Source organism: Pseudomonas shirazica (assembly GCF_015168335.1).
GTDB lineage: Bacteria > Pseudomonadota > Gammaproteobacteria > Pseudomonadales > Pseudomonadaceae > Aquipseudomonas > Aquipseudomonas asiatica.
In genome coordinates, this window is record NZ_CP063457.1 from 154,424 (window position 1) to 172,902 (window position 18,479).

Annotated in this window: 22 protein-coding genes and 2 pseudogenes; 14 read left to right on the plus strand and 10 right to left on the minus strand. The window is 60.6% G+C overall.

The features are described from left to right. Nucleotides 1-40: 40 nt before the first annotated feature. Nucleotides 41-1,054, minus strand: a complete 1,014-nt coding sequence (locus IMX18_RS27580) for a zinc-binding alcohol dehydrogenase family protein (protein WP_002118279.1) — start codon at nucleotides 1,052-1,054, stop codon at nucleotides 41-43. 75 nt (nucleotides 1,055-1,129) lie between these two features. On the opposite strand from IMX18_RS27580, the gene IMX18_RS27585 reads away from it, so the two are divergent. After that, on the plus strand, nucleotides 1,130-1,297 hold the full coding sequence (locus IMX18_RS27585; RefSeq protein WP_016487060.1) for a hypothetical protein: 168 nt from the start codon (nucleotides 1,130-1,132) through the stop codon (nucleotides 1,295-1,297). Nucleotides 1,298-1,501: 204 nt separating this feature from the next. Here the strand turns inward: IMX18_RS27585 and IMX18_RS27590 are convergent, their stop codons facing one another. From IMX18_RS27590 to IMX18_RS27620, 7 genes and pseudogenes are all read right to left on the minus strand, one after another. After that, nucleotides 1,502-2,470: a magnesium and cobalt transport protein CorA gene (locus tag IMX18_RS27590; RefSeq protein WP_011979111.1), complete on the minus strand. Its 969-nt coding sequence runs from the start codon at nucleotides 2,468-2,470 to the stop codon at nucleotides 1,502-1,504. Continuing rightward, complete coding sequence (locus tag IMX18_RS27595) at nucleotides 2,467-3,171, minus strand: glutathione S-transferase N-terminal domain-containing protein (protein WP_003464969.1); 705 nt, start codon at nucleotides 3,169-3,171, stop codon at nucleotides 2,467-2,469. Before IMX18_RS27595 ends, IMX18_RS27590 begins: the two co-directional genes overlap by 4 nt. Nucleotides 3,172-3,311: 140 nt before the next feature. Next, entirely contained in the window at nucleotides 3,312-3,851 is a 540-nt protein-coding gene (msrA, locus tag IMX18_RS27600) for a peptide-methionine (S)-S-oxide reductase MsrA (RefSeq protein ID WP_003464967.1), read from the minus strand. A gap of 1 nt (nucleotide 3,852) precedes the next feature. Then, nucleotides 3,853-4,296: a peptide-methionine (R)-S-oxide reductase MsrB gene (gene msrB / locus IMX18_RS27605; RefSeq protein WP_003464965.1), complete on the minus strand. Its 444-nt coding sequence runs from the start codon at nucleotides 4,294-4,296 to the stop codon at nucleotides 3,853-3,855. Nucleotides 4,297-4,816: 520 nt separating this feature from the next. Next, nucleotides 4,817-5,620: an IS21-like element ISPst3 family helper ATPase IstB gene (istB, locus tag IMX18_RS27610; RefSeq protein ID WP_011911830.1), complete on the minus strand. Its 804-nt coding sequence runs from the start codon at nucleotides 5,618-5,620 to the stop codon at nucleotides 4,817-4,819. Further along, entirely contained in the window at nucleotides 5,613-7,112 is a 1,500-nt protein-coding gene (gene istA, locus IMX18_RS27615) for an IS21 family transposase (RefSeq protein WP_116826081.1), read from the minus strand. Before istA ends, istB begins: the two co-directional genes overlap by 8 nt. A 114-nt stretch (nucleotides 7,113-7,226) precedes the next feature. Continuing rightward, nucleotides 7,227-7,403, minus strand: a pseudogene (locus IMX18_RS27620) (DUF4158 domain-containing protein); the annotation flags it as partial. A gap of 60 nt (nucleotides 7,404-7,463) precedes the next feature. On the opposite strand from IMX18_RS27620, the pseudogene IMX18_RS27625 reads away from it, so the two are divergent. From IMX18_RS27625 to IMX18_RS27645, 5 genes and pseudogenes are all read left to right on the plus strand, one after another. Beyond that, a pseudogene (locus IMX18_RS27625) lies at nucleotides 7,464-7,529 on the plus strand (hypothetical protein); the annotation flags it as partial. A gap of 74 nt (nucleotides 7,530-7,603) precedes the next feature. Further along, a complete protein-coding gene (locus IMX18_RS27630) occupies nucleotides 7,604-9,283 on the plus strand; it encodes a Mu transposase C-terminal domain-containing protein (protein ID WP_000179844.1) in 1,680 nt (559 codons plus the stop codon). 2 nt (nucleotides 9,284-9,285) lie between these two features. Beyond that, entirely contained in the window at nucleotides 9,286-10,194 is a 909-nt protein-coding gene (locus tag IMX18_RS27635; protein WP_003155746.1) for a TniB family NTP-binding protein, read from the plus strand. Then, nucleotides 10,191-11,408 (plus strand): TniQ family protein, encoded by a 1,218-nt coding sequence (locus IMX18_RS27640; protein WP_006122485.1) that lies wholly within the window; start codon nucleotides 10,191-10,193, stop codon nucleotides 11,406-11,408. Before IMX18_RS27635 ends, IMX18_RS27640 begins: the two co-directional genes overlap by 4 nt. A 61-nt stretch (nucleotides 11,409-11,469) precedes the next feature. Continuing rightward, nucleotides 11,470-12,093: a recombinase family protein gene (locus IMX18_RS27645; protein ID WP_003155741.1), complete on the plus strand. Its 624-nt coding sequence runs from the start codon at nucleotides 11,470-11,472 to the stop codon at nucleotides 12,091-12,093. 180 nt (nucleotides 12,094-12,273) lie between these two features. Here the strand turns inward: IMX18_RS27645 and IMX18_RS27650 are convergent, their stop codons facing one another. Both IMX18_RS27650 and aac(6')-Ib read right to left on the minus strand, forming a co-directional pair. After that, entirely contained in the window at nucleotides 12,274-13,074 is an 801-nt protein-coding gene (locus tag IMX18_RS27650; protein ID WP_003108247.1) for a subclass B1 metallo-beta-lactamase VIM-2, read from the minus strand. A 90-nt stretch (nucleotides 13,075-13,164) separates the two neighbouring features. Beyond that, a complete protein-coding gene (gene aac(6')-Ib / locus IMX18_RS27655) occupies nucleotides 13,165-13,719 on the minus strand; it encodes an AAC(6')-Ib family aminoglycoside 6'-N-acetyltransferase (protein ID WP_071984682.1) in 555 nt (184 codons plus the stop codon). Nucleotides 13,720-13,882: 163 nt separating this feature from the next. Here aac(6')-Ib and intI1 point away from each other — a divergent pair, with 163 nt between their 5' ends. From intI1 to IMX18_RS27695, 8 genes are all read left to right on the plus strand, one after another. Next, nucleotides 13,883-14,896: a class 1 integron integrase IntI1 gene (gene intI1 / locus IMX18_RS27660; protein WP_000845048.1), complete on the plus strand. Its 1,014-nt coding sequence runs from the start codon at nucleotides 13,883-13,885 to the stop codon at nucleotides 14,894-14,896. A gap of 306 nt (nucleotides 14,897-15,202) precedes the next feature. Further along, the gene (locus IMX18_RS27665) at nucleotides 15,203-15,493 is read left to right on the plus strand and encodes a nucleotidyltransferase family protein (protein WP_001247892.1); all 291 of its coding nucleotides are present in this window, start codon (nucleotides 15,203-15,205) and stop codon (nucleotides 15,491-15,493) included. Further along, the gene (locus IMX18_RS27670) at nucleotides 15,490-15,876 is read left to right on the plus strand and encodes a HepT-like ribonuclease domain-containing protein (protein WP_003100872.1); all 387 of its coding nucleotides are present in this window, start codon (nucleotides 15,490-15,492) and stop codon (nucleotides 15,874-15,876) included. The genes IMX18_RS27665 and IMX18_RS27670 overlap by 4 nt, the downstream gene beginning before the upstream one ends. Nucleotides 15,877-16,112: 236 nt before the next feature. Beyond that, nucleotides 16,113-16,469: a cupin domain-containing protein gene (locus IMX18_RS27675; RefSeq protein ID WP_003465043.1), complete on the plus strand. Its 357-nt coding sequence runs from the start codon at nucleotides 16,113-16,115 to the stop codon at nucleotides 16,467-16,469. A 254-nt stretch (nucleotides 16,470-16,723) separates the two neighbouring features. Then, entirely contained in the window at nucleotides 16,724-17,050 is a 327-nt protein-coding gene (locus IMX18_RS27680) for a hypothetical protein (RefSeq protein ID WP_003100858.1), read from the plus strand. Next, nucleotides 17,047-17,547, plus strand: a complete 501-nt coding sequence (locus IMX18_RS27685) for a hypothetical protein (protein WP_003100856.1) — start codon at nucleotides 17,047-17,049, stop codon at nucleotides 17,545-17,547. The genes IMX18_RS27680 and IMX18_RS27685 overlap by 4 nt, the downstream gene beginning before the upstream one ends. After that, nucleotides 17,544-17,915, plus strand: a complete 372-nt coding sequence (locus IMX18_RS27690; RefSeq protein ID WP_003100853.1) for a hypothetical protein — start codon at nucleotides 17,544-17,546, stop codon at nucleotides 17,913-17,915. Before IMX18_RS27685 ends, IMX18_RS27690 begins: the two co-directional genes overlap by 4 nt. Beyond that, the gene (locus IMX18_RS27695; RefSeq protein ID WP_003100847.1) at nucleotides 17,909-18,466 is read left to right on the plus strand and encodes a recombinase family protein; all 558 of its coding nucleotides are present in this window, start codon (nucleotides 17,909-17,911) and stop codon (nucleotides 18,464-18,466) included. The genes IMX18_RS27690 and IMX18_RS27695 overlap by 7 nt, the downstream gene beginning before the upstream one ends. The last annotated feature ends 13 nt before the right edge of the window (nucleotides 18,467-18,479 follow it).

The window sequence follows — 18,479 nt, forward strand, 5'->3', positions numbered from 1 at the left end:
GCTTTTTGAGGTTGGACAAGATGTTTGGCGATCGCGGTCGTTAGAAGCCTTCGAGGACGATCTTGCCTTTAGCCGCGCCACTTTCGATCAGTGCATGCACCGTCTTCAGATTGGCGGCATTGATCGGCGACAGTCGCCGGGTCAGCGTCGTGCGGATTTTGCCGTCGTCAACCAGCGCTGCCATCGCATCCAGAATCTCGCCCTGCTCATTCATGTCGGGCGTGCCGTAGATCGACCGCGTGAACATCAGCTCGTGGTGGATCGACACCGCCTTGCGCTTGAAAACCATGATATCGAATGCCTTGGGATCGTCGATCAGTCCGAACCGTCCTTGTGGGGCGATCAGTTCGGCGATGTCGGCGACATGTTGCTCGGTATGTGTGGTCGAAAAGACGAAAGCGGGAGCACCGATGCCGAGTTCGGCGATCTGTGGCGCGAGCGGACGAGAATGGTCGATGACGTGGTGAGCTCCAAGCCCTCTTACCCACTCTTGGGTTTCCGGTCGAGAGGCTGTGGCGATGACGGTGAGGTCCGTGCGCTGTCGCGCGATCTGGACGGCGATCGACCCAACCCCGCCCGCGCCACCGATGATGAGGATCGCCTCCGCCGCACCGGGTACGGGCTTCGCCACGTCCAGGCGGTCGAACATCGCCTCCCAGGCCGTCAACGTCGTCAGCGGCAGCGCCGCCGCTTCCGCCCAGGAGAGCGACGCAGGTTTGTGACCGACAATCCGGGCGTCGACGAGATGGAACTCCGCATTGGTACCGGGCCGTGTGATCGATCCGGCATAATAGACCTCGTCGCCTAACTCGAACTGCGTGACGTCGGGGCCGACCTCGCGCACAATCCCGGCGGCATCCCATCCCAGCACCTTCCAATCGCCATCTGCCGGCGGCGTGCTGTTGCGGACCTTGTAGTCGACCGGGTTGACCGAGACGGCCTTCACCTCAACCAGGATATCGTATCCTGCAGCGACAGGCCGAGGCAGATTGATGTCGACCAGCGCGGCATCCGCGGCGATGGGTCCCGGAACCTTGTAACCAATGGCTTTCATAAATGTCTCCAGCTTGCTTGATCGGATGACGCGAATGCTCGTTAGTCAACTTCTTCTACATTGAGGTCCCGACTCTTGAACTGGGTCGCGGTAGCAGATTTCATCGAACACGTCGATCAACAGGCCCTTATGCTCGGTCGCCGGATCGGTGATCGCGTAGAGGGTGGAGGCGTTATCGCCATCATCACCGCTTCCGAGGCGAAACGCCGCGTCGACGCAGATGCCGCACGGACCGATGGTTGATCCTGGCTCGAGATCGACGAGATTGCTGTCCTTGACGCGCTATTCGCGGTCTTAGCCCTTGGCGATGAAGGACTGAACTGCTTGTAGAGCGTCGGTCAGCTGCTATGTCATGGACGCACCTTCATCTTGAGTTGGATTGGACAAGCTTCCGTATAAGGCCCGCTGTAACCGTCAGATGACGGCGAAGAAAACGATGGGCAGTATTCACAGCCACTTAGCCTTCTTGAAGCGCACAAATAGGAAAACGCACGATATCGCTATCACTCCGAGCACGACAAAGTATCCGTAGGCCGTGTCCAGCTCCGGCATGTGCTTAAAGTTCATGCCGTATATTCCAGCGATCGCCGTCGGGACTGCCAGTATTGCCGCCCAGGCCGCGAGCTGGCGGGTGACCACACCGATCCTTTGCGCTTCCAGAAGGCTGCTGGCCTCAAAGACCGTGGACAGGACAAGCAGGAGGCCGTCGACCATGGACTGCACGCGGTGGACATGGTCCGCGACGTCGTGGAAATATGGTGTCATTTCGGCGCTGATGCAGGGAAAGTGGCCGCGAACGAGCTTTCGCACCAGCTCGGCCATAGCCCTGAGCGTGCGCTGGAACCGCGTGAGTTCGGACCTTAGTTCGAAGATTCGCGCCACCTCTTCTGGCCCGAGGAAATCGTGCAGCGACCGTCGCTCCATCGCCAGGACGTCGTCCTCGATCATTTCGAAGATGGGCAGATACTGGTCGACCACGCGATGCAAGATCGCGTGCAGCACATAGTCGACACCCTTGCCGAACTGCGTCGGCGATGCCTCGAGTTGCTCCCGAAGTTTGCCCAGCGCTCCGGCATTGCCGTGCCGCACGGTGATAAGGTGATTGTGACCGGTGAAGATCGCCATCTTGCCGTAGCTGATCCGGTCGCCGACCAGCTCGGCGGTCTGCGCGACGACGTACAACTCATCGTTGTAGACCTCGAGCTTGGGCGGGCACAGCGGGTGCATCGCGTTGTCGATCGCCAACGGATGAAGATTATATGTCCTTTGGATCGCGAGTAGTTCCTCGGGGGTGGGTTCGCTAAGCGCGATCCAGCAGAAGCCCGAGCGACTCTCGCCCAACTTGACGTGCTCATCGAGCGCGATTTCGCGAACTCGCTTGCCTTCGTTGTAATAATAGGCGGCGATGATGCTCATGCTGGCCTCGCGGGAATGTGGAGGCCACGCTGGACGGCCGGTCGAGCCAGCCCGCGTCCAAGCCATGCGCGGACGTTCGAAAAGCTGCTGAGGCCAAGGATGTCACCCGCAGCGTAGAATTCCACCAGCGCATTCACCCAGCCGAGCGTCGCGATGTCCGCGATCGAATAGTCGTCGACGATCCAGTCGCGGCCTTCCAGCCGGCGATCCAGAATCCCCAGCAGACGCGTGGATTCGTCGATAAAGCGCTGTTGCGGCCGCTTGTCCTCATAGTCCTTGCCGCCAAATCGCAGGAAGAAGCCGAGCTGACCGAACATCGGCCCGATGGCCGACATCTGAAAGAACACCCACGCTAGGGTCTCGTAACGCTGGCCTGGTTCGGTGGAGATGAACTGACCCGTCTTGTCGGCCAGATAGAGGAGGATCGCACCGGATTCCCATAAGGCGATGGGTCTACCGTCAGGGCCAGCCGGATCGATGATCGCCGGTATGCGTCCGTTCGGGTTCAGCGACACGAACGCCGGATCCTTCGACTCGTTGTTCGAGATGTCGATCAGGTGGGGCTCGTACGCCAGGCCAGTCTCCTCAAGCATGATCGAGACCTTGACGCCATTGGGCGTAGGGGCTGCGTAGAGTTGCAGGCGATCGGGATGAGATGCCGGCCAGCGCTGCGTGATCGGAAAGGACGAGAGGTCTGGCATAAATCTGCGATCCTGGTGTTGCGATGGCGACTGACTGGAACGAGCCGTCACTCTGAAGTAGGGTTCGATGACCGCGTCGCTGAACGACGCGGTCACGAAGATTGCGGACCGGACCGGCGCAGTGGCAACGGCAGTGAAGCCTATTCCGCCGCGGTCCCGGCCGCTGGCTGTACGTCGTCAACCTTTTGGCGCTTCGGAAGCACCCAGCCGGGACGGACGAAGTGGCAGGTGTAGCCGCCCGGGCGCTTCTCCAGATAATCCTGGTGATCGGGCTCGGCCTCCCAGAACTCGCCGACCGGCTGGACCTCGGTCACCACTTTGCCATCCCACAGCCCCGAGGCATCCACATCGGCGATCGTATCCTCGGCGACGCGCTTCTGCTCCTCGTCGACATAATAGATGCCCGACCGGTAGGAGAGCCCACGATCATTGCCCTGGCGGTTCAGCGTCGTCGGATCGTGGATCTGGAAGAAGAATTCCAGGATGTTCCGGTAGCTCGTCACTGTCGGGTCGAAGACAATCTCGATCCCCTCGGCATGCGTGCCGTGATTACGATACGTGGCGTTCGGAATATCGCCGCCCGTGTAACCCACACGGGTCGAGATGATGCCGGGCCGCTTGCGGATCAGATCCTGCATGCCCCAGAAACATCCTCCTGCGAGAACAGCGCGCTGATGCATGTTAAGCCTCCTCTACTTGATCGAGATATTCACCGTATCCCTCGGACTCCATCTCGTCGCGCGGGATGAAGCGAAGGGACGCTGAGTTGATGCAGTACCGCAGACCGCCGCGGTCGGAAGGACCATCGGGGAACACATGGCCGAGATGACTGTCTGCGTGTACTGACCTGACCTCCGTCCGGACCATGCCGTGTGCGCTGTCCCGCACCTCGTTCACGTTTGCCGAAACGATCGGCTTGGTGAAGCTGGGCCAGCCAGTACCCGAATCGAACTTGTCCGTCGAAGCGAACAGTGGCTCTCCCGACACTATGTCGACGTAGATGCCAGGCTCCTTGTTGTCGTTGTACTCGCCCGTGAAGGGCCTTTCGGTGCCCGCCTCCTGGGTAATTCGGTGTTGCTCGGGAGTCAGGTGGTCGATTGCTGTCTGTGACTTTTCAAACTTCATTACAGTCTCCAATACTTATCTAGAGGGCCAGGCACGCTACCGCTAATTTTTTATGTCTCCTGATTTGCTCCTACAATGGTAGTGGGATGGCAAACGAGGTTTTACTAAGTGTTGGAAAATTAGAGATTTAAATTTCGCGTCTATTAATTCTAGCGCAACTGAGTGGTTAAGCAAGTACGTAATCAGTAAATATTAAAAAAATAACACAAAAGCACGATTATATAATACAGTGTCAGTGTTTTATGATAATCAACAACGCCTGTTTAGATGCTGGTAGATGCGAATTTTTTGGCGTACAGTCAAAATTTTCTGATGGTTGCTTAGTGTGTTGGCGCTGATGGAAAATTGACCCACCCTGCCGATTGAAATTTGACCCAGGGCGGATTGCTGATTTTGTTACCAGCAACTGTGGATAAGTCTACCAGCGCAGCTGCTGTTGCCCCCACTCCTTCGCTAGCCCAGTTCAGTTGTTTAAGACCTGCCACACGCAGCCATGTAGCAGGCCGTCGTCGCCATGAAATCAGAACGGCTCATCGTCCTCCGGTTCCTGGCCGCCCTTACGCTTTCGCTCCCGTGATTTGATCTTGGCCTGGGCCGCCAAGCTACTGTGTTGCAGGCGATAGGACTCGTTACCGGTTTCGACGATGTGGCAGTGGTGGGTCAGCCGATCCAGCAGGGCGGTGGTCATCTTGGCGTCGCCGAACACGCTCGACCATTCGGCGAAGCTCAGGTTGGTGGTGATCACCACGCTGGTGTGTTCGTACAGCTTGGACAGCAGGTGAAACAGCAACGCACCGCCAGCCTGGCTGAACGGCAGATAACCCAGTTCGTCGAGGATGACCAGATCCATGCGCAGCAGTGCCTGGGCGATCCGCCCGGCTTTGCCGTCGTGTTTTTCGCGCTCCAGCAGATTGACCAGATCGACCGTGGAGTAGAAGCGCACGCGCTTACCGTGCCGGGTGATGCCGGACACGGCCAGCGCGGTGGCTAGGTGGGTTTTACCGGTGCCTGGCCCACCGATCAGCACCACGTTCTGCGCGGTGTCGGTAAAGGCCAGGCTGGCCAGCTCGCTGATCAGGCGTGCGTCGGCGCTAGAGGCGTTGAAATCGAAGCTGGCCAGATCGCGGTGCATCGGCAGCTTGGCCATGTTCATCTGGTGGCTCACCGAGCGCATGGCGCGATCTGTGTGCTCTTGTTCCAGCAGGTGTTCGAGCAGCCACTTGGATGAGGCTGTGTTCGACTCACCCTGTGCAGTTAACTCCGCCCAGGCCGTGGCCATGCCGTGCAGGCGCAGTTCCTTGAGTTCCGCCATCAAATCACGCATGACCGATCTCCTTGGTCTGGCCACGCAGGCGGTCGTAGCGCGCCGTGTTGGCGACGGGGGCTTCCTTGAGCGACAAGTGGGTTTCGACGCTGGGCGGCGGTTCGGATGCTGTCAGCCGTGCCACGACATTGAGGATGTGTTCGGCGCTCAGGCTGCCGCTCTCCAGTACCAGCTCAACGGCTACCAGCACGGCATCGAGTCCGGCGACCGGTACGGCAGCCAGGACTTGCGCCATGATCCGGTCACCGCCGGCATGACGCCCCAGACCGTGCTTAAGCTGACGCAGCGGCGCTGGCAGATCAGTAAAGGGCGCTCCGTTGCGCAGCGCGCCGGGCTTGCGCTCAATCAGCGGGATGTAGTGCTGCCAGTCGTAGCTGACCTGTTCGCGATCCAGCAAGCGCGCATGGCTGGCAATCAGCGCATCATCGGCCACCACCTCGATGCGGGTCGGATACAAACGGCTGCTGACCCACTTACCCGCGTACTCACACGGCACCGAGTAACGGTTGCGCCCGACACTGACCAGGCAGGTGCTGGAGACCCGCGCAGGCCGCTCGACGTAACCGTCGAAGGCCGCGGGCATAGGCATCAGTTCGGCGCGCTCCAACTCCAGTACCTCGGCCACACTGAGCCCGCTGTATTGAGGGTGCGTCAGCTCGTTCCAAAGCGCGCGGCAGCGCTGGCCCAGCCAGGCATTGAGTTCCTCGAAGGAGTGAAACTGGCAGTCCTGGGCGTCTAGCCAGATACGCCTGCGGCTGTCTTGCACGTTCTTTTCAACGATGCCCTTTTCCCAACCAGCGGCGACGTTGCAGAAGTCCGGATCGAACAGGTAATGCGCGCACATCACCGCAAAGCGCGCATTCACCGCCCGGCCTTTGCCCTTATTGACCTTGTCGACGGCGGTCTTCATGTTGTCGTAGATGCCCCGGCGCGGCACGCCGCCCAAGGAGCCGAACGAGCGTGTATGGGCGTCAAATAACATCTCATGGCCCTGGCTCGGATACGCCACAAGCCAGAACGCACGGCTGGCACACAGCTTCAGATGTGCCACCTGCATACGCCGGTAAATGCCGCCGACCAGCAAGCCTTCCTCGCTCCAGTCAAACTGAAACGCCTCGCCAAGAGCAAAGGTCAGCGGCACAAAGGCCTGCGACGCCTTGCCCTGTCCCCCTCGCCAGGCACGGATAAACGCGGTGAGCTGGCTGTAGCCACCGTCATAACCTTCGGCTTTGATTTGCGCCAACAGCGCCTTGGCACTGCGCCGCTGTTGCTTGGGCCGCAGCGAATCGGCTTTTAGCGCCTGCTCCAGCGTGGCGTGAAAAGGGCTGAGTTTGTTGAAGATCGCGCGGCGTTGGTAGACCGGCGGCTTGGCCTCAGGTGCTCTGACCCACTTGCGAATCGTGTTGCGCGCCAACCCGGTGCGCTTGGCTATCTCATGCAGCGACAGCTTGTCGCGGAAATACATCCGGCGAATTTTGCCCATCATTTCCATACTGATCACCCTGTGTTCTCCTGCTCAAAAATTGAGCAGAAGCAGTTGAACACCTGGGTCAGTTTTCAGTCGGCAGAACAGCCTCTACTGGGTCAGTTTTCGGTCAGCAGCAACACGCAGGTAGCAGAGCTGCACCACGAAGCCCAGCCGATTGGCCGGGCCGCGCCGCTGCCGGATGATGGAGAGGTCGCTTTCGCTGAACGTGTAGTGACGGATCAACTCATCCTTGGTGTCCGGCAACGCCAGCAGGCTTTCGCGCTCGGCGGCGGAGAGGATCGAACGGCGGGGCATGCGGTTTCCTTCTTCTTGAAAACGTAGGTTTGTGACAAGCCCGCCAAGGCAACCGGCGCTGTCATTTTCAGAAGACGACTGCACCAGTTGATTGGGCGTAATGGCTGTTGTGCAGCCAGCTCCTGACAGTTCAATATCAGAAGTGATCTGCACCAATCTCGACTATGCTCAATACTCGTGTGCACCAAAGCGAGGTGAGCATGGCGACGGACACCCCACGGATTCCAGAACAAGGCGTGGCCACTCTGCCTGATGAGGCTTGGGAGCGTGCGCGCCGTCGTGCGGAGATCATCAGTCCGTTGGCGCAGTCGGAGACGGTCGGGCACGAAGCGGCCGATATGGCGGCTCAGGCGCTGGGCTTGTCTCGGCGCCAGGTATACGTTCTGATCCGGCGTGCCCGGCAAGGCAGCGGCCTCGTGACGGATCTGGTGCCCGGCCAGTCCGGTGGAGGTAAAGGTAAGGGGCGCTTGCCGGAACCGGTCGAGCGCGTCATCCACGAGCTACTGCAAAAGCGGTTCCTGACCAAGCAGAAGCGCAGCCTAGCGGCCTTTCACCGCGAAGTCACTCAGGTGTGCAAGGCTCAAAAACTGCGAGTGCCGGCGCGCAATACCGTGGCCTTACGGATCGCTAGCCTTGACCCGCGCAAGGTCATCCGCCGGCGGGAAGGCCAGGATGCCGCTCGTGACCTACAAGGTGTGGGCGGCGAGCCTCCTGCCGTGACCGCGCCGCTGGAGCAGGTGCAGATAGACCATACGGTCATCGACCTGATCGTGGTCGATGACCGCGACCGGCAACCTATTGGCCGCCCGTACCTGACCCTCGCCATCGACGTGTTCACCCGCTGCGTGCTCGGCATGGTCGTCACGCTGGAAGCGCCGTCTGCCGTTTCGGTTGGCCTGTGCCTCGTGCATGTCGCCTGCGACAAGCGCCCTTGGCTGGAAGGACTGAACGTGGAAATGGATTGGCAGATGAGCGGCAAGCCCTTGCTGCTCTACCTAGACAACGCGGCCGAGTTCAAGAGCGAGGCCCTGCGCCGGGGTTGCGAGCAGCATGGCATCCGGCTGGACTATCGCCCGCTGGGACAGCCGCACTATGGCGGCATCGTGGAACGGATCATCGGCACGGCGATGCAGATGATTCACGACGAACTGCCGGGAACGACCTTCTCCAACCCTGACCAGCGCGGCGACTACGATTCCGAAAACAAGGCCGCCCTGACGCTGCGCGAGCTAGAGCGCTGGCTCACATTGGCGGTCGGCACCTACCACGGTTCGGTGCACAACGGCCTGCTCCAACCGCCGGCCGCGCGCTGGGCCGAGGCCGTGGCGCGTGTCGGCGTACCGGCCGTCGTCACACGCGCTACTTCGTTCCTGGTCGATTTTCTGCCGATCCTCCGGCGCACGCTGACCCGCACCGGCTTTGTCATCGACCACATCCACTACTACGCCGATGCGCTCAAGCCGTGGATTGCGCGGCGTGAACGCTGGCCGTCCTTTCTGATCCGGCGCGATCCGCGCGACATCAGCCGTATCTGGGTCCTGGAACCGGAGGGACAGCATTACCTGGAAATTCCCTACCGTACCTTGTCGCATCCGGCTGTCACCCTCTGGGAACAACGGCAGGCGCTGGCGAAACTGCGGCAGCAAGGGCGCGAACAGGTGGATGAGTCGGCGCTGTTCCGCATGATCGGCCAGATGCGTGAGATTGTGACCAGCGCGCAGAAGGCCACACGCAAGGCGCGGCGTGACGCGGATCGCCGCCAGCACCTCAAGACATCAGCTCGGCCGGACAAGCCCGTTCCGCCGGATACGGATATTGCCGACCCGCAGGCAGACAACTTGCCACCCGCCAAACCGTTCGACCAGATTGAGGAGTGGTAGCCGTGGACGAATATCCCATCATCGACCTGTCCCACCTGCTGCCGGCGGCCCAGGGCTTGGCCCGTCTTCCGGCGGACGAGCGCATCCAGCGCCTTCGCGCCGACCGCTGGATCGGCTATCCGCGCGCAGTCGAGGCGCTGAACCGGCTGGAAGCCCTTTATGCGTGGCCAAACAAGCAACGCATGCCCAACCTGCTGCTGGTTGGCCCGACCAACAATGGCAAGTCGATGATCGTCGAGAAGTTCCGCCGCACCCACCCGGCCAGCTCCGACGCCGACCAGGAGCACATCCCGGTGTTGGTCGTGCAGATGCCGTCCGAGCCGTCCGTGATCCGCTTCTACGTCGCGCTGCTCGCCGCGATGGGCGCGCCGCTGCGCCCACGCCCACGGTTGCCGGAAATGGAGCAACTGGCTCTGGCACTGCTGCGCAAGGTCGGCGTGCGCATGCTGGTGATCGACGAGCTGCACAACGTGCTGGCCGGCAACAGCGTCAACCGCCGGGAATTCCTCAACCTGCTGCGCTTCCTCGGCAACGAACTGCGCATCCCGTTGGTTGGGGTAGGCACGCGCGACGCCTACCTAGCCATCCGCTCCGATGACCAGTTGGAAAATCGCTTCGAGCCGATGATGCTGCCGGTATGGGAGGCCAACGACGATTGCTGCTCACTGCTGGCCAGCTTCGCCGCTTCGCTCCCGCTGCGCCGGCCTTCCCCAATTGCCACGCTGGACATGGCTCGCTACCTGCTCACACGCAGCGAGGGCACCATAGGGGAACTGGCGCACTTGCTGATGGCGGCGGCCATCGTCGCCGTGGAGAGCGGCGAGGAAGCGATCAACCATCGCACACTCAGCATGGCCGTTTACACCGGACCCAGCGAGCGGCGGCGGCAATTCGAGCGGGAACTGATGTGAAGCCTGCGCCGCGCTGGCCGCTGCATCCCGCCCCGAAAGAAGGCGAGGCGCTGTCCTCATGGCTCAACCGCGTGGCCCTTTGCTATCACATGGAGGAGCCCGACCTGCTGGAGCACGATCTTGGTCACGGCCAGGTCGATGACCTGGACACCGCGCCACCACTCTCGCTGCTGGCGTTGCTTTCCCAGCGGAGCGGCATCGAGCTGGACCGGCTGCGCTGTATGAGTTTCGCCGGATGGGTGCCTTGGCTACTGGACAGCCTTGATGACCAGATTCCAGACGCCTTGGAAACCTATGCGTTTCAGCTCTCGGTGTTGCTGCCAAGACTCCGCCGTAAGACGCGATCCATCACGAGCTGGCGTGCCTGGCTGCCCAGCCAGCCGATAAACCGCGCCTGTCCGCTCTGCCTGAGCGATCCGGAGAACCAAGCCGTACTGCTCGCGTGGAAGCTGCCCCTGATGCTGAGCTGCCCGCTGCATGGCTGCTGGCTGGAATCCTATTGGGGCGTGCCAGGGCGGTTTCTCGGCTGGGAGAACGCCGACGCCGAACCGCGCACCGCCAGCGACGCGATTGCGGCGATGGACCAGCGTACCTGGCAGGCACTGACAACCGGTCACGTGGAGCTGCCGCGCCGACGCATCCACGCCGGATTGTGGTTTCGACTTCTTCGCACGCTGCTCGATGAGCTGAACACCCCGCTTTCCGCGTGCGGAACCTGCGCGGGGTATCCCCGCCAAGTCTGGGAAGGCTGCGGGCATCCGCTGCGTGCTGGGCAAAGTCTGTGGCGACCGTATGAAACCCTGAATCCGATAGTACGGTTACAGATGCTGGAGGCGGCGGCAACGGCAATCAGCTTGATTGAGGTGAGGGACATCAGCCCGCCAGGCGAGCAGGCAAAGCTATTCTGGTCCGAGCCCCAAACCGGGTTCACCAGTGGCCTGCCGACGAAAGCGCCGAAGCCCGAGCCCATCAATCACTGGCAGCGTGCAGTCCAGGCCATCGACGAGGCCATCATTGAAGCGCGACACAACCCCGAGACGGCACGCTCGCTGTTCGCGTTGGCTTCCTATGGTCGGCGCGATCCCGCTTCCTTGGAACGGTTGCGCGCCACCTTCGTGAAGGAAGGCATCCCGCCGGAATTTCTGTCACATTACCTGCCTGATGCACCCTTTGCATGTCTTAAACAAAATGACGGGTTAAGTGACAAATTTTGACGGATAGAGCTTTCCGGCTCACACTGTCACATAATCGAACGTATACGTGACGGGTGAAAAGGTGCTGATCGGCTACATGCGGGTATCGAAGGCGGACGGATCCCAGTCCACCAATTTGCAACGCGATGCGCTCATCGCCGCTGGTGTGAGCCTTGCGCACCTTTACGAGGATCTGGCCTCGGGCAGGCGCGATGATCGCCCAGGGTTGGCTGCTTGCCTGAAGGCGCTTCGTGAAGGGGACACGCTGATCGTGTGGAAGCTCGATCGGCTTGGCCGTGATCTGCGCCACCTGATCAACACCGTGCACGACCTAACTGCGCGTAGCGTGGGCCTGAAGGTCCTGACCGGTCACGGTGCGGCGGTCGACACGACGACTGCCGCCGGCAAGCTTGTGTTCGGTATTTTTGCCGCGCTGGCCGAGTTCGAGCGTGAGTTGATTTCCGAGCGAACAGTCGCTGGACTTATCTCGGCGCGCGCTCGCGGCAGGAAAGGGGGGCGCCCCTTCAAGATGACCGCCGCCAAGCTACGCCTGGCGATGGCCAGCATGGGGCAACCGGAAACCAAGGTGGGCGATCTCTGCGAAGAACTCGGGATTACCCGGCAGACGCTCTACCGGCACGTGTCGCCCAAGGGCGAACTGCGGCCAGACGGCGTAAAGCTGCTCTCCCTCGGTTCAGCCGCATAAATGGAGGCGACCTGGAACGGGGCGCTGTTCAGTGCGGCAACGATCCGATTACCGGTGTCGACCCAGAGCAGCCGTAGAGCTTTTGGGAAAGCTGTCGTTCAACGCCGAAGTTCAGCCGCCAGAACGGAGCGCAGCGGAGTGATGGTCGGCTGCAACTTCATGTTATGCCGCATCTGCCTGCTACTCAACGACTGAGCGATTTGTGTGCGCTTTTACAACATTCGTTGTGTGCTTGAGCAAGTCTAGACCGCCCGGCAGGCCGTGCCCCGGAATGACGAACTGTGCTTCCGGGTAGTGTTGTTGAATCCGCTCAATGGAGGTGGGCCATTCAGCCAGATCGGCATCGGCCACGTTCCCCGCAGACGTGCGTGACAACTCATAAATCGCACAACCACCATAGAGCACACTCGCAGACGGGACGTACACAACTAAGTTGTCGGTCGAATGCGCAGCACCAGGATAGAAGAGTTCTACTGGACCGAAGCGCACTGCGTCCCCGCTCGATGAGAGTCCTTCTAGAGAGTGCGTGGGAATCTCGTTCCCCTCTACCTCGGCTAGCCGGCGTGTCGACGGTGATGCGTACGTTGCCACCCCAGCCGCCCGAAGGACATCAACGCCGCCGACGCGGTCGTCATGAAAGTGCGTGGAGACTGCACGCGTTACAGGAAGTCCAATTTGCTTCTCAATCTCCGCGAGAAGTGCCGCTGTGTTTTTCGCACCCCACGCTGTATCAATCAAAAGCAACTCATCACCATCACGGACAATGAGACCATTGGACGGGTAGACTGCGCCATCAAACGACTGCGTTGCGATATGCGACCAAACACCATCGGCAATCTGGTAAAGCCGGACCTCCCCGACCGGAATTTCGCTGACTGTCGGATACTCACCGCTAGAATCTACGGAAAAAGCGAGCGGACTCGCAATAGCCATGATAGACGCGGTCAAATAGACCAATAACTTACTCAAAAGTTTGAACATCAAAACTCCATGGGGGTGAGTGCGGCATAACGTTTGACATGAGGGGCGACCAAGGGCGCCAGCCCTTGGACGTCCCCCTCGATGGAAGGGTTAGGCATCACTGCGTGTTCGCTCGAATGCCTGGCGTGTTTGAACCATGTACACGGCTGGACCATCTGGGGTGGTTACGGTACCTTGCCTCTCAAACCCCGCTTTCTCGTAGCATCGGATCGCTCGCAAGTTGCTCGGCGACGGGTCCGTTTGGATCTTGGTGACCTCGGGATCATTGAACAGCAACTCAACCAGTGCTCGAACCAGCTTGGTTCCCAAGCCTTTGCCCAGTTGTGATGCATTCGCCAGTGACTGGTCTATTCCGCGTACTCCTGGATCGGTTTCTTCTTCCCACCATCCGTCCCCGCTTCCAAGAGCAACGTACGACTGGGCATACCCAATCGGCTCTCCATTCAGCATTGCAATGTATGGAGTGACGGACTCTTGCGCTAAAACGCTTGGCAAGTACCGTTCCTGTACGTCAGCAAGTGTCGGGCGTGCTTCTTCTCCGCCCCACCACTCGACGATATGAGATCGATTTAGCCACTCATAGAGCATCGCAAGGTCATGCTCAGTCATGAGGCGCAGTGTGACGGAATCGTTGCTGTTGGTCACGATGCTGTACTTTGTGATGCCTAACTTTGTTTTAGGGCGACTGCCCTGCTGCGTAACATCGTTGCTGCTCCATAACATCAAACATCGACCCACGGCGTAACGCGCTTGCTGCTTGGATGCCCGAGGCATAGACTGTACCCCAAAAAAACAGTCATAACAAGCCATGAAAACCGCCACTGCGCCGTTACCACCGCTGCGTTCGGTCAAGGTTCTGGACCAGTTGCGTGAGCGCATACGCTACTTGCATTACAGCTTACGAACCGAACAGGCTTATGTCCACTGGGTTCGTGCCTTCATCCGTTTCCACGGTGTGCGTCACCCGGCAACCTTGGGCAGCAGCGAAGTCGAGGCATTTCTGTCCTGGCTGGCGAACGAGCGCAAGGTTTCGGTCTCCACGCATCGTCAGGCATTGGCGGCCTTGCTGTTCTTCTACGGCAAGGTGCTGTGCACGGATCTGCCCTGGCTTCAGGAGATCGGAAGACCTCGGCCGTCGCGGCGCTTGCCGGTGGTGCTGACCCCGGATGAAGTGGTTCGCATCCTCGGTTTTCTGGAAGGCGAGCATCGTTTGTTCGCCCAGCTTCTGTATGGAACGGGCATGCGGATCAGTGAGGGTTTGCAACTGCGGGTCAAGGATCTGGATTTCGATCACGGCACGATCATCGTGCGGGAGGGCAAGGGCTCCAAGGATCGGGCCTTGATGTTACCCGAGAGCTTGGCACCCAGCCTGCGCGAGCAGCTGTCGCGTGCACGGGCATGGTGGCTGAAGGACCAGGCCGAGGGCCGCAGCGGCGTTGCGCTTCCCGACGCCCTTGAGCGGAAGTATCCGCGCGCCGGGCATTCCTGGCCGTGGTTCTGGGTTTTTGCGCAGCACACGCATTCGACCGATCCACGGAGCGGTGTCGTGCGTCGCCATCACATGTATGACCAGACCTTTCAGCGCGCCTTCAAACGTGCCGTAGAACAAGCAGGCATCACGAAGCCCGCCACACCGCACACCCTCCGCCACTCGTTCGCGACGGCCTTGCTCCGCAGCGGTTACGACATTCGAACCGTGCAGGATCTGCTCGGCCATTCCGACGTCTCTACGACGATGATTTACACGCATGTGCTGAAAGTTGGCGGTGCCGGAGTGCGCTCACCGCTTGATGCGCTGCCGCCCCTCACTAGTGAGAGGTAGGGCAGCGCAAGTCAATCCTGGCGGATTCACTACCCCTGCGCGAAGGCCATCGGTGCCGCATCGAACGGCCGGTTGCGGAAAGTCCTCCCTGCGTCCGCTGATGGCCGGCAGCAGCCCGTCGTTGCCTGATGGATCCAACCCCTCCGCTGCTATAGTGCAGTCGGCTTCTGACGTTCAGTGCAGCCGTCTTCTGAAAACGACAGGCGCGGCACGGGAATCAAGGCATTGCGATTCTCGAAAATAGTTCTTGAAATTCTATTCTTGATTGCATATCATCTCAACGAGTTTCGATAAGAAAGGATGCCCATGCGACCGTCTGTTGTGCTTGACATGAAGCGAAGCGCAGTGCGTGAAGCGGTAGGCCGCTTTCGCGCCGCGAACCCGCGCGTCTTCGGCTCGGTGCTGCATGGCACCGACCGGGATGGCAGCGACCTCGACCTGTTGGTCGATGCGCTGCCCGGTGCCACGTTGTTGGACTTGGGCGATTTGGAAGAAGAACTGAAATCGCTGCTCGGCGTTGACGTCGATCTGCTGACTCCCGGCGACCTGCCGCCGAAGTTCCGGGCCAAGGTGCTCGCGGAGGCGCAACCGATATGAGCGAGAACCGCCTGCCCGATTACCTCGACCACATTCAGCAGGCCGCAACCGATGCGCGCAGCTTCGTGGAAGGGATGGCCAAGGACGACTTCTTGGCCGACAAGCGCACCCAGCAGGCCGTCATCATGAGCCTGATCGTCATCGGCGAGGCGGCCACAAAGGTGATGGATGGCTACGTCGAGTTCACCCAGGCGCATGCCGACGTGCCGTGGCGCAGCATGCGCAATATGCGTAATCGCATGGCTCACGGCTATTTCGACATCAACCTCGATGTGGTGTGGGAGACGGTACAGGAATGGCTGCCGGCGTTGCTCCAGCAATTGCCCGCCGTGCGTCAGGATGCCGACGATGAAGACCGTAACGACAAAGGCATGGAGCCATGACCAATCAAGCCGCCGATGTTCGGCCCCTCTGGCGTGTTCGATCCCGCGACCTATGAGCCGCGCTCGGGCAAGACCTTCTGGATGGCCGCAACGGACGTGAGTTCGCTGGTGGGCAAGGAGGCAGCAGCCGACACGCTCATCGGCAACTGCACGACCGCACGACCAGCCTCCCGTTCAAATTCGAGTTAGAACTCATATCCAGCCTGTCTGGGGGCACTGTGAAAGAGGGATCTCCGATGACTGTTGAATCGAGAATATTTTCTGTAGCCGAGTATGTTCAGCCGTCCGAAGGCGAGCCTATTCGTTCCGTTGTGCTTGAAACCCGAGACTCAATTATCGTGGTTTGGCATGTCCATCCCGGGCAGGAAATTGCGGCTCACATTCATCCTCACGGCCAAGACACGTGGACTGTTTTGTCGGGAATGGCTGATTACTTTCAGGGCAATGGGATTGTTCGTGCCCTCAGGGAAGGTGAGATAGCCGTGGCAAGACCGGGCCAAGTGCACGGGGCGCGAAATACAGGTACCGAGCCATTTGTGTTCGTCTCGGTTGTGGCATCAGCCAATGCCGGTTTCGTATTGGCTGAGCGATAGAGCCCAATCTCTGGAGTTGGTCCAATGAGCGGTCGGGGAGATAGGTAACAGACATGCAGCGGACACGGCTGCTAAACCAGGTCGCAAACCTCCTTGCGTCGCAGCGTGCCGCAAGCGACGCGATCAATCGAATGGGGTCGGCATGAGACTGAACACCATCCAGTTCCCGACCGCGTAGCCGCCTGTCCTGCCGATCAGGTCTTGACCATCGACGCCTGGGATCAGTCCTGAATGTTCTTGGAGACCACTACGTTATGAGCCGCAGCCGCCGCAAAACACCCATCGTCGGGCACACGACCTGCGGCAGCGAGCGCGAGGACAAGAAGCTCTGGCATCAGCGCTGGCGCACCCGTGAGCGCACGGCGCTGACCAGCGCGTCGCCCGAAGCCCTGAGCGCCCATCTGCCCCTGCTGGAAAACCAGGCCAGCAGCGTCTGGTCGATGGGCAAGGATGGCCGCTCCTACTGGCCCGTCAAGCGCCAGGCCGCCACGGCGGATCGCATCGCCAATCACAAGGGACGCAACCCGCAAGAACGCGCCTCCCTGAAAAAGCGCCTGCTGCGCAAGTGGATGAGCAAATGAAGCTCTCCTTCCATCAGCACATTGCGCTGTTCTGGATGATCGGTGCTCCGGGCGTCTTCGCGCCCGTGATCGAGAACGCCAAGCGGCCCGATGCCGGCGCCGTCATGGCGTGGGGTGTCGCGATCGTGGCGGTGATGATCCTCTTCACCCCTTTGCTGCTGCGCTGTCCACCATTCCGGCGCTGGTATGGCCGGACGGATGCGCTGTCGGAGCGGCAGCGCCAGGCGCTTGCCGAGCGCGGCCTGCGCCGCTACTACCAGACCGCTTTCGATGACGGCTACGTGCCCCGCGTGATGCCCTACGTGTGGCGCATCATCTGGACGGTCGGCGGGTTGATGGCTGTGACCGCCGTACTGCCTACCAACACCGGACGGCCAGCCTTCGATGCCTTGGTGGTCTTCTCGACCTGGTATCCGATAGGCGTGATGCTGCTGGTTTTCGCGTCGAGGCCCCTTGGCCGGTTGATTCGCCAAAGAGCACAGGAGCGGCGGAAATGAGCACGTCAACCATCGAGGCGCTGGCCAGCGCCTGGGCAAGGATTGCCGAGGAAGCGGAATTCCCCGCTGACTACGAGGGGACTGCCACACCACAAGCGCATCGGGCTAGCGAAGCTATTCAGGAGCAGATTCGGGAGCGCATCGTCGCCACCAACGACATGCGGCTGTTCAGCCTGCTGCACCTGCTGGGTCAGGCGTCGCTGCGCATGGAGCAAGCGCTGTGGCCGGAGGATTACGAGCGGATGACGCGCGAGGTTGAGGAAGCCCTGCGGCAAGCCACCGACGCCAACGCCAGATCGTACACCCACGAAGAAGTGATGCAGGCGATGCAGGAACGCATCGACCGGGCGCGAGACAAGCCATGTTGATTGGCTATGCGCGCGTCTCGACGCAGGATCAGAACCTGGAGCTGCAACGCGAAGCCTTGAGCAAGGCCGGATGTAAAAAGGTCTTCGAGGACAAGGTGAGTGGCACGCGGGCAGACCGGCCTGGCTTGGCCAAGACGCTCGAAATGCTGCGCGAAGGCGATACTTTGGTCGTCTGGAAGCTCGACCGGCTGGGCCGGTCGGTCAAGCAACTGGTCGATCTGGTCGGCGATCTGCACAAGCACGGTGTCCAGTTCAGGAGCCTCACCGACTCCATCGACACCGGCACACCATCCGGGCGGTTCTTCTTCCACGTCATGGCGAGCCTTGCCGAAATGGAGCGCGAGCTGACCGTCGAGCGCACCCGCGCCGGGCTGGAAGTCGCCAAGCAGCTCGGCCGCAAAGGCGGCCGCAAGCCGAAGATGACCGACAGCAAGATCGAGTCGGCCAAGAAGCTGCTGGCCAGCGGGGTGCCGCCCAAGGACGTGGCCAAGAACCTCGGCGTGTCCATTCCGACGCTGTACCGCTGGGTGCCAGCCTCCACGCACGCTTAGCGTGCTTTATTTT

Coding starts and splice junctions, on each gene's coding strand:
- IMX18_RS27580 (WP_002118279.1), bottom strand. CDS start 1,054: ATGAAAGCCATTGGTTACAAGGTTCCGGGACCCATCGCCGCGGATGCC.
- IMX18_RS27590 (WP_011979111.1), bottom strand. CDS start 2,470: ATGAGCATCATCGCCGCCTATTATTACAACGAAGGCAAGCGAGTTCGC.
- IMX18_RS27595 (WP_003464969.1), bottom strand. CDS start 3,171: ATGCCAGACCTCTCGTCCTTTCCGATCACGCAGCGCTGGCCGGCATCT.
- msrA (WP_003464967.1), bottom strand. CDS start 3,851: ATGCATCAGCGCGCTGTTCTCGCAGGAGGATGTTTCTGGGGCATGCAG.
- msrB (WP_003464965.1), bottom strand. CDS start 4,296: ATGAAGTTTGAAAAGTCACAGACAGCAATCGACCACCTGACTCCCGAG.
- istB (WP_011911830.1), bottom strand. CDS start 5,620: ATGCGTGATTTGATGGCGGAACTCAAGGAACTGCGCCTGCACGGCATG.
- istA (WP_116826081.1), bottom strand. CDS start 7,112: ATGGAAATGATGGGCAAAATTCGCCGGATGTATTTCCGCGACAAGCTG.
- IMX18_RS27630 (WP_000179844.1), top strand. CDS start 7,604: ATGGCGACGGACACCCCACGGATTCCAGAACAAGGCGTGGCCACTCTG.
- IMX18_RS27650 (WP_003108247.1), bottom strand. CDS start 13,074: ATGTTCAAACTTTTGAGTAAGTTATTGGTCTATTTGACCGCGTCTATC.
- intI1 (WP_000845048.1), top strand. CDS start 13,883: ATGAAAACCGCCACTGCGCCGTTACCACCGCTGCGTTCGGTCAAGGTT.
- IMX18_RS27665 (WP_001247892.1), top strand. CDS start 15,203: ATGCGACCGTCTGTTGTGCTTGACATGAAGCGAAGCGCAGTGCGTGAA.
- IMX18_RS27670 (WP_003100872.1), top strand. CDS start 15,490: ATGAGCGAGAACCGCCTGCCCGATTACCTCGACCACATTCAGCAGGCC.
- IMX18_RS27675 (WP_003465043.1), top strand. CDS start 16,113: ATGACTGTTGAATCGAGAATATTTTCTGTAGCCGAGTATGTTCAGCCG.
- IMX18_RS27680 (WP_003100858.1), top strand. CDS start 16,724: ATGAGCCGCAGCCGCCGCAAAACACCCATCGTCGGGCACACGACCTGC.
- IMX18_RS27685 (WP_003100856.1), top strand. CDS start 17,047: ATGAAGCTCTCCTTCCATCAGCACATTGCGCTGTTCTGGATGATCGGT.
- IMX18_RS27690 (WP_003100853.1), top strand. CDS start 17,544: ATGAGCACGTCAACCATCGAGGCGCTGGCCAGCGCCTGGGCAAGGATT.
- IMX18_RS27695 (WP_003100847.1), top strand. CDS start 17,909: ATGTTGATTGGCTATGCGCGCGTCTCGACGCAGGATCAGAACCTGGAG.